This window comes from Paenibacillus sp. PvR098 (assembly GCF_017833255.1).
Taxonomy (GTDB): domain Bacteria; phylum Bacillota; class Bacilli; order Paenibacillales; family NBRC-103111; genus Paenibacillus_G.
This window is the reverse complement of the sequence record NZ_JAFIBU010000001.1, coordinates 319,398-332,772: the sequence shown is the minus strand read 5'-3', so window position 1 is coordinate 332,772 and position 13,375 is coordinate 319,398. Positions and strand designations below refer to the sequence as shown.

Annotated in this window: 17 protein-coding genes and 3 tRNA genes; 4 read left to right on the top strand and 16 right to left on the bottom strand. The window is 48.2% G+C overall.

Translation table 11 applies throughout. From position 1 onward, the window contains the following. Nucleotides 1–37: 37 nt before the first annotated feature. Together JOE45_RS01595 and JOE45_RS01590 are read right to left on the bottom strand one after the other, a co-directional pair. Nucleotides 38–241, bottom strand: coding sequence for a hypothetical protein (locus tag JOE45_RS01595; protein ID WP_210021847.1), 204 nt, complete (start codon nucleotides 239–241; stop codon nucleotides 38–40). Nucleotides 242–453: 212 nt separating this feature from the next. After that, nucleotides 454–849, bottom strand: a complete 396-nt coding sequence (locus JOE45_RS01590) for a VOC family protein (RefSeq protein ID WP_210021848.1) — start codon at nucleotides 847–849, stop codon at nucleotides 454–456. A 159-nt stretch (nucleotides 850–1,008) separates the two neighbouring features. Between JOE45_RS01590 and JOE45_RS01585 the strand changes: the two genes are divergently transcribed. After that, nucleotides 1,009–1,248, top strand: a complete 240-nt coding sequence (locus JOE45_RS01585) for a hypothetical protein (RefSeq protein WP_210021849.1) — start codon at nucleotides 1,009–1,011, stop codon at nucleotides 1,246–1,248. Nucleotides 1,249–1,286: 38 nt separating this feature from the next. Here the strand turns inward: JOE45_RS01585 and JOE45_RS01580 are convergent, their stop codons facing one another. The 5 genes from JOE45_RS01580 to JOE45_RS01560 are packed head-to-tail and all read right to left on the bottom strand — an operon-like array spanning nucleotide 1,287 to nucleotide 2,934. Then, nucleotides 1,287–1,673: a spore germination protein GerPE gene (locus JOE45_RS01580; RefSeq protein WP_210021850.1), complete on the bottom strand. Its 387-nt coding sequence runs from the start codon at nucleotides 1,671–1,673 to the stop codon at nucleotides 1,287–1,289. A gap of 2 nt (nucleotides 1,674–1,675) precedes the next feature. After that, entirely contained in the window at nucleotides 1,676–1,855 is a 180-nt protein-coding gene (locus tag JOE45_RS01575; RefSeq protein WP_210021851.1) for a spore gernimation protein GerPD, read from the bottom strand. Further along, nucleotides 1,833–2,459, bottom strand: a complete 627-nt coding sequence (gerPC, locus tag JOE45_RS01570; protein ID WP_210021852.1) for a spore germination protein GerPC — start codon at nucleotides 2,457–2,459, stop codon at nucleotides 1,833–1,835. The genes JOE45_RS01575 and gerPC overlap by 23 nt, the downstream gene beginning before the upstream one ends. Nucleotides 2,460–2,474: 15 nt before the next feature. Beyond that, on the bottom strand, nucleotides 2,475–2,693 hold the full coding sequence (locus tag JOE45_RS01565) for a spore germination protein GerPB (protein WP_210021853.1): 219 nt from the start codon (nucleotides 2,691–2,693) through the stop codon (nucleotides 2,475–2,477). Nucleotides 2,694–2,697: 4 nt separating this feature from the next. Continuing rightward, entirely contained in the window at nucleotides 2,698–2,934 is a 237-nt protein-coding gene (locus JOE45_RS01560) for a spore germination protein (RefSeq protein ID WP_210021854.1), read from the bottom strand. Between the two features lie 136 nt (nucleotides 2,935–3,070). Between JOE45_RS01560 and JOE45_RS01555 the strand changes: the two genes are divergently transcribed. Beyond that, nucleotides 3,071–3,544 carry an Hsp20/alpha crystallin family protein gene (locus tag JOE45_RS01555; RefSeq protein ID WP_210021855.1) on the top strand — a complete coding sequence of 158 codons (474 nt, stop codon included), beginning with the start codon at nucleotides 3,071–3,073 and terminating at the stop codon, nucleotides 3,542–3,544. 87 nt (nucleotides 3,545–3,631) lie between these two features. Here JOE45_RS01555 and JOE45_RS01550 read toward each other — a convergent pair whose 3' ends face one another. From JOE45_RS01550 to JOE45_RS01525, 6 genes are all read right to left on the bottom strand, one after another. Further along, nucleotides 3,632–3,850: a spore germination protein gene (locus JOE45_RS01550; RefSeq protein ID WP_210021856.1), complete on the bottom strand. Its 219-nt coding sequence runs from the start codon at nucleotides 3,848–3,850 to the stop codon at nucleotides 3,632–3,634. A gap of 191 nt (nucleotides 3,851–4,041) precedes the next feature. Beyond that, nucleotides 4,042–4,127 (bottom strand) — tRNA-Leu (locus JOE45_RS01545). Nucleotides 4,128–4,138: 11 nt separating this feature from the next. Then, nucleotides 4,139–4,215 (bottom strand) — tRNA-Ile (locus JOE45_RS01540). Between the two features lie 9 nt (nucleotides 4,216–4,224). After that, nucleotides 4,225–4,301, bottom strand: a tRNA-Met gene (locus tag JOE45_RS01535). A gap of 69 nt (nucleotides 4,302–4,370) precedes the next feature. Beyond that, complete coding sequence (locus tag JOE45_RS01530) at nucleotides 4,371–4,535, bottom strand: hypothetical protein (protein ID WP_210021857.1); 165 nt, start codon at nucleotides 4,533–4,535, stop codon at nucleotides 4,371–4,373. A 134-nt stretch (nucleotides 4,536–4,669) separates the two neighbouring features. After that, nucleotides 4,670–5,227 (bottom strand): phosphatidylglycerophosphatase A family protein, encoded by a 558-nt coding sequence (locus JOE45_RS01525; protein WP_210021858.1) that lies wholly within the window; start codon nucleotides 5,225–5,227, stop codon nucleotides 4,670–4,672. 155 nt (nucleotides 5,228–5,382) lie between these two features. Here JOE45_RS01525 and JOE45_RS01520 point away from each other — a divergent pair, with 155 nt between their 5' ends. Further along, entirely contained in the window at nucleotides 5,383–5,892 is a 510-nt protein-coding gene (locus JOE45_RS01520) for a 2'-5' RNA ligase family protein (RefSeq protein WP_210021859.1), read from the top strand. A 142-nt stretch (nucleotides 5,893–6,034) separates the two neighbouring features. Further along, on the top strand, nucleotides 6,035–7,021 hold the full coding sequence (locus JOE45_RS01515) for a phosphatidylinositol-specific phospholipase C/glycerophosphodiester phosphodiesterase family protein (protein WP_210021860.1): 987 nt from the start codon (nucleotides 6,035–6,037) through the stop codon (nucleotides 7,019–7,021). Between the two features lie 95 nt (nucleotides 7,022–7,116). On the opposite strand, the gene JOE45_RS01510 is transcribed toward JOE45_RS01515, so the two are convergent. From JOE45_RS01510 to JOE45_RS01500, 3 genes are read right to left on the bottom strand one after another with little or no spacing between them, the layout of a single operon-like run. After that, the gene (locus JOE45_RS01510) at nucleotides 7,117–8,847 is read right to left on the bottom strand and encodes a hypothetical protein (protein ID WP_210021861.1); all 1,731 of its coding nucleotides are present in this window, start codon (nucleotides 8,845–8,847) and stop codon (nucleotides 7,117–7,119) included. A gap of 31 nt (nucleotides 8,848–8,878) precedes the next feature. Beyond that, nucleotides 8,879–10,132 (bottom strand): efflux RND transporter periplasmic adaptor subunit, encoded by a 1,254-nt coding sequence (locus JOE45_RS01505; RefSeq protein ID WP_210021862.1) that lies wholly within the window; start codon nucleotides 10,130–10,132, stop codon nucleotides 8,879–8,881. A gap of 49 nt (nucleotides 10,133–10,181) precedes the next feature. Then, nucleotides 10,182–13,292 carry an efflux RND transporter permease subunit gene (locus tag JOE45_RS01500; protein ID WP_210021863.1) on the bottom strand — a complete coding sequence of 1,037 codons (3,111 nt, stop codon included), beginning with the start codon at nucleotides 13,290–13,292 and terminating at the stop codon, nucleotides 10,182–10,184. Nucleotides 13,293–13,375 lie beyond the last annotated feature (83 nt).

Here is a 13,375-nt window from a genome sequence, read left to right as displayed (position 1 = left end):
GCATCCCGGGCGGGATGCCTTATTTCATGAGAACTCACTATTTCCGTTTCTTTCGCCGGGAGCTCCAATCAATGGAGTTATCCTTCGGCTCGGTAATATTGATATCTTCGTTACGCACCATTTGCGATAAGTCGGCTATCGTTTGATCGAGGAGCTCTCCTTTATGCTTGGAAAACAACCGCCGTCTCTCTTTAAGTAAAACTTCCAATATCAGTTTCTTTTGACTCTTGCTGAACAGCATAACTATACTCTCCCGCAGCTTTATTGTTTTTTCTCAAACGCCATGCACGGCTTTCCCGAAGACCGCTTGACCACTGCCGAAGGCAGCTCGCTCGTCTTGAATTCGTAAAGTCGGCAGCCTCTGGGGAAGCTCGGGTCCCATGTAACATAAAAGTGCTTGCACAAAAAGCAATTGATTCTCTCATTATCCAAAGAATTAGCGTTCTTCATACGTCAGGTTGAGCGGGTGGACTCGAAAAACTCGATCCATTCGCCGTCCGGTCCGTAGAAGAAAAAATACCTGGATCCATTAGGCAGTGTAGTAATTTCTTGATCGATGAGCCGAACGTCCATCTCACCGATCCGGGCCCACTCTTCTTCAATATCATCCACAGTGAATGCCAAGTGGTGCACCTTACCCTCTTGCGGAAGACCGTCGTTGTAGCCTTGAATCAGCTCCAGCTCTGTCTCGCCGGCCTGCCCGAAGCCCAGAAAAGCAAGCTTGATCACACCGTTCGAATGATCAAGCGTATCCTTCAGCTCGAGCCCGACCACTTCCTTATAAAATTGTACCGAAGCGTCGATGTCCTTCACCATGACACCGACATGCTCCACCTTTCTTCGTGCCAATGCATTTCCTCTCCCTTCACTCCATCCATCCTACTCTACTCTAATCTATTATATCATAAAACAAATTTGGGCTGGAGCCCGAGGGCATTTGGCCCGTAGGCGAATATAGTATGGATGTAAGCAAGACTAACTTTTCTCTTGGAAGGACGTGGCTTCGGAATGGATCGGGATTACGTATTGAGAGTGGTTATGCCGGCAGTTCACCACAGCTTGTATGAGGCGCCTAAAACATCGGTTCATCACGCCATGTATGAGGCGGCGGCTATCAGTTATTTATTGGGACGCGGGTATGATTTCTATACGGCTAGACAAATCGTTGAATCCTGGGAGGTCGGCGAAGCGTTTCCCCCTTACCAAACGCACCCGATGTACCCGGCTGGCTATCCTCATGTGTACTAAAATGCCGCAAGAGACCTCCTCTGAGGGGTCTCTTGTGCCTACCTGGGCGGCAGACCGCGGAGCAGCTGCCGAATATGCTTAATACGAGATTCTGCCCGTATGGACTTGATGGAACCGATCTGCACTATAGAGGATGTGGAAACAGCCAGTACCTCAACGTCATTGACCCGTATGACCGGAACGGCGTGATTTACCGTCATGCGTGCCCCACTTTCTCCCTTCGGGAGCGGGATCGGACTCGTAAACAGCGGGTACGATCTTAAATTCCCCTCATTACCGTAGAATACGGGAATCTCCCGTTGGACAGCTAAAGCGAACGTCACCGGCGAGAAATCACCAATATCGCCTACATTAAAGAAGGACGCATAGCCGATACTGTAAATCATGACTCGATTCACGACGGAGGTTCGAACCGGGAGTGCCATGCTTATTCCTCTGGAGACAATGGTTCAAGAGGTCCGATAATGAGCGACTCCGGCGGGGTATCGAACACACTGGACAAAGTGATTACCTGTGTGTCGCCAATGAGAAGTATGGAGGAACTGGCCACAGCTGTCACTTTCACACTCCCGACGTTCAGTGCATTATTTTCTACCTTTAGAATCATCCGCAGCACCTCCTTGTTGATTCATCTTTATGACATATTGCTCCATTGCGAGCCGGATATCTCCAATCACTTTGTCGGTGATCCTTAGCTCTTGCTCCTGCGTCAGGATGGGCTGCTTCGGGTCCACCATCGTATCCAAGTAGTACTCGATCCGCTGCGCGGCTTGCCCCTGTAAATCCCCGACCACAAAGTCCGCAAAATCTCGTCCGAGCTCTATACCATACTCTGATTCCAGGCCGGCAAGCTCTTCAGGGCAGGACTGCCGCAAATAATCATAGACCTGTCTCTGTACGCGGGCAAAGGATTCCGACCGAGCTGTATTAGTTCCGATGACTTTGCCTCCTACCGTAGCGTCATCTAATGACTGAGCTCCAAGACCGGACGGGGACAAGCCTAAGTTTAATGTGCCTTCCAGGGTTTCCACTTTTAATTGGTCGAATTTGTACTCGATCCTCTCAATGGTTACTCCTCGCTGCCTCTTGAGCGATTCCAGCTCCTGCGTAATAAGCTCGATACGGCTCTCCAAATAACGGATGCGTTCCGTCTGCCACCTCAAATATTCGTTCAATTGTTGAAAGTAAGATTCGGAGTAGGATGAATTCATCGAATATTCCTCCATTTATCTGGATGGTGCAGGAAGCGGCACGAAAGGCACGGTCGAAGGAGCGGCGGGCGTCCCCCCCAATTCAGGAGCAGGTCCGGTGAACCCTCCCGTATTATACAAATTCGCCAAGGAGCGGATCGTCCCGGCCGTACCGATCTGGAGGACGGACGAATTCGTCACTGCGCCGATTTTAAGTTGATGTATGACGATATTCTGATGAATGGTTAACTGCATAGGATCAGATGACACCTGCCTTATCCGCCGAAATCACGTTGGAATCGGCTACGTCATTATCGTAGGTATTAGTGGAGTTTACCATGTTGAAGGTTCTAATATGATCTCCGGTATTAAAAGAGCCCGCCCCCGCGAACGTTTTGGCTACCGTTTTGGGAGCCAATTGAATTGCGTCGCCGATGTGTACAACGGAGCCTGTACCTACATTCACAATCTTAATTACACCCACGATGGCCGGCATGACAGCAACACCTTACCCGTTATGGATTTGATTCATTATATGTTCGGACGCCAAGAAGTATGTTCTTTCGCGCCACTTCAAGAGTTATGCTTTGCGTAATGCGTTCATATACTTGAAGCAGTAAGGAGTGGTGAACATGGACGGAAGCAAAAACAATAAAAACTTCTTTGATATGAATTGGAAAAATTTCGAGCAATTTTTTGGAGGCAAGATGCCTTTTGCCGGGCCGTCGAACCTTGGGAAGGATGGCGAACCGATGGCTTGGGTTGAAAACTATGTGAAGGATGTCATGAAGCAAGCGCTGCCCAACATGGATTCTCCATCGCTCAAGCATCATTTTCACTCCGAGGTATTTGACACTCACAACAATGTCATTGTTAAGGTGCATGTCCCGGAAAAAGCGCAAGCACGCAAGCTGAGAGCCCTGCTGAACGTGAGTCAAATCCGGTTAGAGGGGCTGCCGGACAATAATATCCAGACGATCCGACTAGCCAGCCCCGTCGTTCCTGGAAGCTGCAAAGCAGTCTACCGTAACGGCATTCTGCAGTTCCATATGCGAAAGCAAAGCCACGAGAACCCGTATCAAGAGATCGATATCCGGTTTACGTAAAAGCCAAAAAGCGCATCCCGTCCGTTCCTCTTGGAGCGAAGGGGCTGCGCCTTTAATTAAGACTGCATCAATGTCAGCATATGTAGCCTAATTGTTGCCTGCATTGTTCGAATCGGCTATATCTGGATCGACTGTATTCGTAAGACTGATGAGCGAGAACGTGGCGCTGAAATCACCGGTATTGCTTCCTCCGGACCCTGCATTCGCTTTGGATGTGCTTTTCGGCGTAATTTGGAGCACGTCGCCAAACACCAGCTCTCCAGAGTTGCTGGTTACTTTGATGGGCGCAAAAATAATCGAAGGCATGGAATCCCTCCTCCTCTTTGTGTGATTATATAAGTATATGAGTGGGAGGATAAAAAAACACTCCAAATCCAAAAATATAAAAAAGCTTCTATTCGAAGCCCTTTCGATGAAGAACCATTCTATTACTATGAATAAAGGGTGTTGCTTTGACATGCAAAGCAACACCCTTTATTCACATTCATTCTAAGAACTGCCGAAGACCGGGGTCGAACCGGTACGGTAGTCACCTACCGCAGGATTTTAAGTCCTGTGCGTCTGCCTATTCCGCCACTCCGGCATGATCTTATGTGGTGGGCCCTGAGGGACTCGAACCCCCGACCAATCGGTTATGAGCCGACCGCTCTAACCAACTGAGCTAAGGGCCCTAATATATTTGGTTGCGGGGGCAGGATTTGAACCTGCGGCCTTCGGGTTATGAGCCCGACGAGCTACCGGGCTGCTCCACCCCGCGTTAATGGTTCGCCTTACAAGCGACAAAAATAAATATACACCAAATAAAACATCTAAGTCAAGCATAAAATTATACCGTGTACCTTACGCCAAAACGTCCTTTTTGGGACCGGAATACTTCTACCTCCGATGGGCATTCATAACCATATATCCACCAATCTTCTTCCATCCGCTTCGCTAAGCAGCCGGCTTGAAATTTACTGTCGTACAATTTACCCCAATAGATCCAGTTCATTGTTCTCACTCCGCTTGAATATTAGATGAGGATAAAGTTCTTATAGTAGCTTAACCCAAAGAAAGCCCCCTTATTTACTAAGGAAGCTTATCCAATATATAACAGATAAGGGGAGCCGTTTGAAAGGATGTTGTTTAACTAACCTGCTCTTCCGAATCAGCTTTGGGCACATAAGGCACAACGTTTTCCCGCTCATCAGCATCGCGCTTATGATGGGCGATCCGGCTTGATGCGGATGCAGCAATACTCGCCACAAGATCATCCAGGAACGTATGAACACCGAAGCCCGCTTTAGTATCCAGCCGCTGAATAATGCCGATCTTATGCTTGTCCAGATGCCCGAAGGTGGTGACGGCAATGCTCCCATAGCCGAAAACGGAGCCGAGTGCAAGCGTTTCATCACAACCGAACAAACCTTCATCGGATCGGACAATGGACAAAAGCGGTTCACTCAGTAGCCCTTTCTCCGCCAGTACGTCCAGCTCGATGCCGACCAAGATCGCATGCTGCAGCTCGCGCTTTTGCAATACTGCATGTACTGATTCTGTACAACTCTGCAGCGTTAAGCCGGGATCATAAGGCAGCTGCATTTCTCTCACGATCAGGGCTATATCCTCAATTGTGACTCCGCGTTCCTCCAGCTTTTGGTATACCGCGGCCTTGACTTCATTGCTGTGAACCTGACGTTTCATTGGCCCCACCCCTTTGTCTCAAATCATATCATTATATCATATTATGTAAACGCTTGTATAAAAATGTGGATTTTTGTTGTCTTTTTCTTCCCTCGGCTTTTTTCTTGGAAAGATTCACCTGAAGCGGGTATAATAAAACCAAAGGAGGGATTGATATGTTCTATGGCATCGCTGTCTTTCCACCAACCGAAATCGGAGAATTCGCGGACCTTTACCGCAGAAGGTACGATCCCCATTACCCGTTGATTAAACCCCATCTTACGCTGCGTGATAAAGAAGCTTGGGACAATGAGCAGCTGGTTGGAGTCATTAGCCAATTGGAGCGTGCAGCAGAAGAGGTCGATCCGTTCGAGCTGAATTTCAACCGATTCTCTACCTTTTATCCCGTTAACCATGTCATTTATATGGCTCTGGCCAATCCAGGTCCCATGGTGGATCTGAGAAACCGGATTTGTACGGAATTATTATCCGACAACGAAAAACCTTACAGTTATACGCCGCATGTAACGGTTGCTCAGCAGCTTGGAACCGACGAGCTGCACGACGTGCTCTCCAGCTTAAGAAATACATCGCTGAGCCTGGAGTGCACCATCGACCGGTTCTCCCTGCTGCGGCAGGAACCGAACGGCTCATGGAGCCCCATAAGAGAATTCTCCTTACTGTAAATTATCCGCCATTTATCCGCCCATGGGGCGGTTTTTTATTTTGGGGACAGATATCCATTTATACGTTCTAGCAGTAAATACATGTTACAATCTCTTCTCTCCGGGTTATATAAAAAGAAAAAGAGAGAAGGAGATGGAGTTATTGCTTACTTTATCCCGATGGAAAGACTGGACAGCAGGCTGTATCGTCCTGATCTGTCTTCTGCTTGTTCCTGGCGGAGTGACACACGCACAAGGTACTTGGACGGATTATCGCCTGATCGCTCACGGGCTGGGCGAAATATCTTCCGTGTCCGTGACCAATTCGTATGAAGCCTTCATAACCAACTATAACAGGGGGCACCGTGTATTCGAAGCCGATTTAATTCTGACGCAGGATGACCAGCTGGTGGCACGTCACGATTGGTCTGATTATTTATCTACCCTATTGAAGCAGCCGACAGCCCAGAATAGAAAAGATCAGCCGATGACACTTCAAGCCTTCCAAAATACCAAAATATTAAATGAATTCAAACCTTTATCCTATGAGGACTTGGTGCTGCTGCTCAAACAGTATCCCGACTCTTACCTCATCACCGACACCAAGGAAACAGATCCACGTCTGATAGAGAAACAATTCCAGCAAATCTTGGAGATCACTCGCTCCGTGGATCCTGAGATCTTGAAACGGGTCGTGCCGGAGCTGTATTCCCCGGAGATGATCAAACAAGTGCAGCAGATGCATCGTTTTCCCTCTTACATTTTCTCGTTATATTTGTCCGGCTTGCCAGAGAATCGGGTTGTTGATTTTGTAAAAAAGAACAACGTTCCGGCCATAGCAATGCCGTTCGAAAGAGCGAATGAAAGTTATATTCGCAAACTAAACCAAGCGGGTGCCTTAGTGTACGTGCATACGACGAACGATCAGGCTGAGCTGGTCAAATTCGACCGAATTGGAGTGTACGGCTTCTACACAGATCGGCTCGATTATCATCAAGCCGGCTTACCTGCACCGAAAGCGCCAGCCATCGAAACAAAGTTCGCGGTAAAACCAGATATGCAGGTTCAAGACGTTAGCTCGTCCCGACCGGACTCTGGAATTGTCGAGCAGTGGATTTCCAAACTAATCCAGTTTCTTAAGACGTCTTAAACGGCCTAATCGCGTAGAAAGAATAAAGGGGCTGTCCCAAAAGCCATAGCTTTTGGGACAGCCCCTTACTTAAATAAAATGAATAAGAGATTGAATTATTGCTTGTATTCTCCCAGCAGACGTTTGCCCTCGGCGCCCGTCTCCGTGTTGAACACTTCGTAGATACGAACTTTAAGCGGGAACCCAAGCTGGTCGTACGTCTGAGGGATGCTGATGTTGTTTTCTCCCGATACAAGCCGGTTCAGACCAATAAAGGAAGCAGTTGACGTTCCGAGCAAATTGTCTGCAGAATTATAGAACTCAAACTGCAAATGGGAGAAGCTCGGATCTACCTGTACTTGCTGCTGTCGCTGAATATCAAAGAAGAACTTAGCTTTGTAGCTATAGCTGAGCGTCATCGAATTGAATTGTGCGCCGATCGTCCAGTTTCTCACCTTCACATCGAACGGATACACGCTGAACTCTCTGTTCTCTCCAGCAGCTTGTAATTCTACATTATACGCTGCGATCGTTGTTTTATGAGGAGCGGCCGTCTTGGCATCCAGCACTCGAAGCGCAAGTCCGCTGCCCGTCTCAGATGCTGGCACCGAATAGGTAAAGCTGACCGTAAGCGAAGAATTCGGCAGAACGGATGGCGTAGTGATGTTCTGCTTGCTGCCGTTATACTGATATCCATCGGCGCTCATGATATCCGAATGGAAATTCGGCACGGCAATCGGACGATTGCTCTTATTTGCAAGTTTAAATTTGGCCGTGACGTTATTGAAGCCTTCCACTTTGTTCTCATCCATATGCAGCTCCACAACGGAAACTTCCATATTCGGATGGATGAGGGTGCTGAGGCTGTCGAACTTCATAGGCGTGCCGAGTGTATAAGCCTGGTGATTATTAATATTCCCTTGGGTCGGCAGCAGAACGTTCAACCGTCCGACATTGTAGGTAACCGGCCCTCCCGCAGCTCCTGCTCCACCGCCCTGAGCGAATGTCTCGGGTGTGAGAATATTTATGCTGGTGAGCACGGCATCCTGATCGACAGGGATGGCAAAATGGATATATTTTTGTTCCTTAGCCTCCAATGCGACGATACCCTGCTCTACCCGTTTACCCGAGTAAATCTTGCCATCCGTTTTGCCATCCACAACGAAATTTGGAACAGATTCTCTTTTATTCGCCGGATTGTAGGCAAGAAACTGTACTACATAGAAGGTACCTTCTATGGTCGATTCCTTGTTAATGCCTACCGGTGTATATTGAATCGGTGAGATGACCGATGGAATAACGAAGGATTCCGACCACTTCTTAACGGCCGTTGGATTCGTAATCGGCGTATCGATGCCTTTCCACGCTTCTCCTTGAATGGGAGCCGCTGCGATCAGCGTCTCTTTCTTCGGATACACATACACGTCCACGTCTGTCCAGTTAACCTCTGTCAAGCTCACGCTGTCGGTACGATCGATCACCGTCATGTAGCTAAGCTCCGTGTTGGCTTTAGGTTGAATCGCTTTGGCATTGACTCCGCTAGGCTGAAGGGTATATTGTATCCCTTCGCTCGTCTTTACGCGCAGCTCATATTCCGGTACTCTCGTAACCGTATTGCCGTTATTCTTCATTCGAATGACGACCCCTAAACGCGTTCCTTCCTGTACACGTTCGTTCAACACGCTTTTAACTTCCACTTCCAAAGCTTCGGTCAATTTGTATGTAGCTACCTTCTGTGCGCTTATTGCAGGCTCCGAAGCCTCAGCAGCTAAAGCAGAGTAGCCGGTGCTCATGATTGAGGCGGTAATGACAACGGATGCTACGGTTTTTTTCAACTTGTGGTTCAATTGAGTTTCCTCCTGTCGGGTCTGTTGTAATTTACTTGGCCAGTTGTACTTTCTCTTTGTCCTTCAATTGGTTCTGCCCGGAGATAATGAGCTGTTCGCCTTCATTGACACCCGAGATGACTTCTTGAATCGTTTCGTTCACTCGTCCGAGTTCCACCTTCCGCTTCTCAGCCAGGTCACCCACGAGCACAAACACGAAGGTTTCACCGCCTTCACGCACAACACTGAGTGAAGGAATAGTTACTACCATTTGGTCGCTTTCCTCTGTAAGCAAAATTTGCGCCTTCATCCCTGGTCTGAGCTTACGGTCGGCATTCGGGACCTCAAGCTCCAGCGTATACGATTTTGACTGGGAGCTCATGACATCGGCCAGATAGCTCACCTTGGCTTTCGTTTGATCCATCGTGCCCGGAATATAGAAGGTAAGCTCCGATTTTCCTCTTACCAGCTTTGCCGCATCCTCCGTTAGCTCCGCCTTGATTTTGATCGGGTCAAGCTGCTGCACCTGGGCTGCACGGAACCCTCCATTCAGATACATGCCTACCTCGATGGGCAGCTCAGTCAGAACGCCGCTGACGGTAGCCTTCACTTCCATATTTCCAAGCGTGCGTTCAATCTCGCGCATAGATACGTTCGATGTTTGCACCGCCTGCTCGAGCTGAGCCAACGAATTCGTGCTTTCAAGTGTCCTCAGCTTATTATTCGAGCTCTCTAGGTCGAGGCGAAGGTTGTTCAGCTGCGACTCCATTTGCTCCAGCTGGAATTTAGTCACAAGCCCCATGTCGTAATCGTTGCGCATTTTGTTATAGTCTTTCTCCATGTCTCTAATCGACTGTTCAAGCTTGGTAATTCCGTTTTGGAGGTCCTGCTTGGAATTCGCCAAATCTTGTCTCGATTTCGTCATCTGCTGTTGAGCGGTAGCCAAAGCAATCTGTACTTTTTCTTTCTGGATGAGCACATCCGTCGGGTCCATACGGAAAATCACTTCATTTTTTTCCACCATGTCGCCGCGGTTTTTCAGAATTTCCCGGACATCCCCGCCTGCCTTTGTGACGATATCAAGCTGTATGGAGGAAATGACATCCGCAACCTGTTCCAGAGGCTCACTGATTTTGTTCTTCTCAATTGGTGCCACTCTAACGGTCTTCAGTTGAGATTCTGCTGCACTCGCCGTGGGCTGGGCCGACGGATCAGAAGAGCATCCCGTAATGAGAGCCGCGCTGATCACGACAGCCCCCATTACCTTGGTACTATGTTTGACTGTTTTATTGAAAGTCCGATTCATTTGCCGATTCTCCTTTTTCCTTATCTATAACTACCGGTCACATCTTGGTTTATTGGGTCACAGGTTCTGCCTTAACGGCAGCAGCCTTTTCCTTTTTCCGCTTGAACAATCTGCTTACCCGCTGCTTCGCTCCTTCGACCAGCTCATACATAACAGGCACAACAACCAAGGTGAGGATAGTAGAGGTCGTTAGTCCGCCGATCACGACAACCGATAACCCTTTCGATATGAGCCCTCCCTCGGCAGCTCCGAGGGCCATAGGCAGCATCGCCGTAATCGTAGCCCCAGCAGTCATGATAATCGGGCGGAAACGGCTTATTCCCCCTTCAATCAACGAATCACGGATGGAATGCCCGGCCACTACGTTTTGCTGTACGCGGTCAACCAATACGATCGCATTGGTAACCACCACCCCGATCAGCATAAGGAAGCCGATCAAAGACGTGATATTAATCGTTTCTCCCGTTATCACTAGTCCCACGAATCCGCCAATAGCGGCCAGAGGGAGCGAGAACAAGATAACGAATGGCGCACTTGCGTTACCAAAGGCAATGACCATAATCAGATAAACAATACCGATCGCAGCGGCCATGGCAACGACCATATCCGTAATCGTTTGTTGAATGTCGTTGCTAACGCCTTGAACTTCAGTCCGAACACCATTCGGAAGCTCAACCGATTGCAGCGCCGCACCGACTGTATTACTTACGCCGCCCTTGTTTTTACTTTCAATAGATGCTGTGATTCTCACATATTGCTCTTGATTTTCACGGGTAATGCTCGCCGGAGAATCGATTTGACGGACCTGAGCCACCTCGCTCAAATAAACCGTTGCCCCTGTCGGCGTCTGAATCTGGAACTGTGCTATTTTGTTTTGTGAGTCCTTGAAGTCGTCGTCGAGCATCACCTTCGTATTAAATACGGTGTTGTCGAATCGAAGATCGCCGATACTATCTTCTGCCAGCCAGCTCCGGATACCATCCAGAATTTGAGCGGAAGACAAGCCGTACAAGCGCGCTTTGTTTTGATCGACCCTGACTTCAAGCTCCAATTTCTTCTCGCTTAAGCTGTCCTCGATCTCCGTCAGCTCCGGGAATTCACGCATTTTATCTTTAACCCTCTCAGCTCCAATCATGAGCTGATCCAGATCCTCGCCTTTCAGCATGTAGATAAAATCCGCGCCGCCTCCAGGAGCACCGCCTGCTTCGGTCAAATTACCAGTTACCTCTGAGCCCGCCGGCATCAACTCGGCGATCTTGACCTTCATCTCTTCCAGCAGCTCTTTCGTATCAGATGCTTCGGATGCCGCTGCCATAATCGAGGTATGATAAGCAATCCGATCTTCACCGTAGTCAAAACCGACCATGGTATTTACAAAGGTAAACGCAGGTTCATTATTCGGAGCCTTGGCTTCAAGCAGCATCCGCTCCACTTCTTTAGCCTTTTGATCCATCGATTCGAAAGACGTTTCACGCGGCAATTTCATCGAAAATTGAACATCCTTTGCCGTACTGTTTTCTGGCATAAACTCATATCCCAGAAATGGAACCGTTCCCCCAATCGTCACAACAAACAAAAGAACGGAAGCTAGAAGGGTTTTCTTAGGATTATCAAGGGTCCAGACGAGGAGCTTCTTATATCTAGTCATGAACCTTCCGCCGTTAGGATCCTCATGGTGTTTAAGCTTCTTATGGTTCAGAACGAGCAGCTTGGCAAGCATTGGAATAACGGTCAAAGCAACAAGTAATGAAGACAGAAGCGCTGCTGCGATCGTAATGGCAAATGGTCTGAATACCTCGCCTACGATGCCTCCGACAAAGGCAACCGGTACGAAGACGCCGGCCGTCGCCAAGGTCGACGAGGTGATCGCGGAGGCAACCTGTGACGTAGCCAGTTTAATAACAGATTCGTTGCGTTCCTGAGTCTTAACCAGCTCGCTGTAAATATTCTCAATAACGACAATACTATCGTCCACTACCCGGCCGATCGCAATGGTTAATCCGCCTAGGGTCATAATGTTCAAGGTGATGTCCAAAGGCACCATGACTAACAACGTAATTAATATCGATAAGGGAATGGAGACTAAAACGATAATGGTCATACGAATATTTTTTAAGAAGAGCAAAATCATGATGGAGGCGAATAAGGCACCCAGAATACCTTTTTCCAGCATTCCGTTAATGGACTTCTTTACTTCTTTTGCCTGGTTCATGATAGGGGTGAATTTCACATTAGGAAATTCCTTTTCCCACCCGGCAACCAAAGTTTCTACTTTACTGACAAATTCAACGGTGTTCGCATCTTTAGCTTTATAAAGAGTCAAACTGATCGAAGGTTCGCCGTTCAATCTGGACAAGAATGTCGATTCAGAAATCGCTTCGACCTTGGCAATATCCTTCAGCAGGACCGTATTTCCGTCCATGGTATTGACTTTCATATTTTCGAGAGCGTAGATGGAGTTCAAATCGCTTCGTACGCGTACCATTTGCGTGTTGCCGTTAATATCGACGGAACCTGCAGGACTTGTCGTAAGAGCCGCTCTAATACTTTGCGAAACCTGTGTCGGAGTCAAGCCATAGTTAATGAGCGCATTCATATTCAGCTTCATATTCAGGGTTGCTTCCTGATTCCCTACGGCGTCCAAACGGTCGATCCCATCAAGTGTGCTCAAAGTAGGATCAATGATGTCGCTATAGATCCGGTCAAGATCAGACTGGTTTACGCCGTTCTGACCGCTCATGGCCAAGAAGTAGACCGGAATCGAACTGAAGCCGAATTTGGCCACTTTAGGCTCGGAAGCGCCTTGAGGAAGCCTGACATTGGAAAGCATGCTTTCGATTTCCCGCTTCGCATCATCAGGATCCATGCCATTTTCCAGCTCGACTTGAATCGTTGAGAAGTTGTCGGCGGAAGTTGAAGTGATTTTTTTAAGTCCTTCCAGACCAACGATCGCTTTCTCCAGAGGCTTGGTCACGTCCTCCATAACGTCTGTTGGAGGCGCGACATACGTCGTGCTGACAAAAACCAGGGGAAGCGAGATATCCGGCATCGTTTCCTGATTAATGCTCGTTGCGGCAAAACCGCCCCCGGCGAACAACATCGCACATATTATGATAACGGCTGCGACATTCTTCATAGAAAAACTCGATAATTGATTCATCTCTCTACTCCTCCATTAGGATTGCTGACTACTTAGACGAGGTTTTTTATATATCCCCTTCAATTTCAGAACCTTTTTGGTTC

Excerpts from the sequence above, each read along its gene's own strand:
- JOE45_RS01585 (WP_210021849.1), top strand. The coding sequence starts at position 1,009 with ATGGATCGGGATTACGTATTGAGAGTGGTTATGCCGGCAGTTCACCAC.
- gerPC (WP_210021852.1), bottom strand. The coding sequence starts at position 2,459 with ATGAATTCATCCTACTCCGAATCTTACTTTCAACAATTGAACGAATAT.
- JOE45_RS01595 (WP_210021847.1), bottom strand. The coding sequence starts at position 241 with ATGCTGTTCAGCAAGAGTCAAAAGAAACTGATATTGGAAGTTTTACTT.
- JOE45_RS01500 (WP_210021863.1), bottom strand. The coding sequence starts at position 13,292 with ATGAATCAATTATCGAGTTTTTCTATGAAGAATGTCGCAGCCGTTATC.
- JOE45_RS01550 (WP_210021856.1), bottom strand. The coding sequence starts at position 3,850 with ATGCCTTCGATTATTTTTGCGCCCATCAAAGTAACCAGCAACTCTGGA.
- JOE45_RS01505 (WP_210021862.1), bottom strand. The coding sequence starts at position 10,132 with ATGAATCGGACTTTCAATAAAACAGTCAAACATAGTACCAAGGTAATG.
- JOE45_RS01555 (WP_210021855.1), top strand. The coding sequence starts at position 3,071 with ATGGACGGAAGCAAAAACAATAAAAACTTCTTTGATATGAATTGGAAA.
- JOE45_RS01525 (WP_210021858.1), bottom strand. The coding sequence starts at position 5,227 with ATGAAACGTCAGGTTCACAGCAATGAAGTCAAGGCCGCGGTATACCAA.
- JOE45_RS01530 (WP_210021857.1), bottom strand. The coding sequence starts at position 4,535 with ATGAACTGGATCTATTGGGGTAAATTGTACGACAGTAAATTTCAAGCC.
- JOE45_RS01580 (WP_210021850.1), bottom strand. The coding sequence starts at position 1,673 with ATGGCACTCCCGGTTCGAACCTCCGTCGTGAATCGAGTCATGATTTAC.
- JOE45_RS01520 (WP_210021859.1), top strand. The coding sequence starts at position 5,383 with ATGTTCTATGGCATCGCTGTCTTTCCACCAACCGAAATCGGAGAATTC.
- JOE45_RS01575 (WP_210021851.1), bottom strand. The coding sequence starts at position 1,855 with ATGATTCTAAAGGTAGAAAATAATGCACTGAACGTCGGGAGTGTGAAA.
- JOE45_RS01565 (WP_210021853.1), bottom strand. The coding sequence starts at position 2,693 with ATGCAGTTAACCATTCATCAGAATATCGTCATACATCAACTTAAAATC.
- JOE45_RS01560 (WP_210021854.1), bottom strand. The coding sequence starts at position 2,934 with ATGCCGGCCATCGTGGGTGTAATTAAGATTGTGAATGTAGGTACAGGC.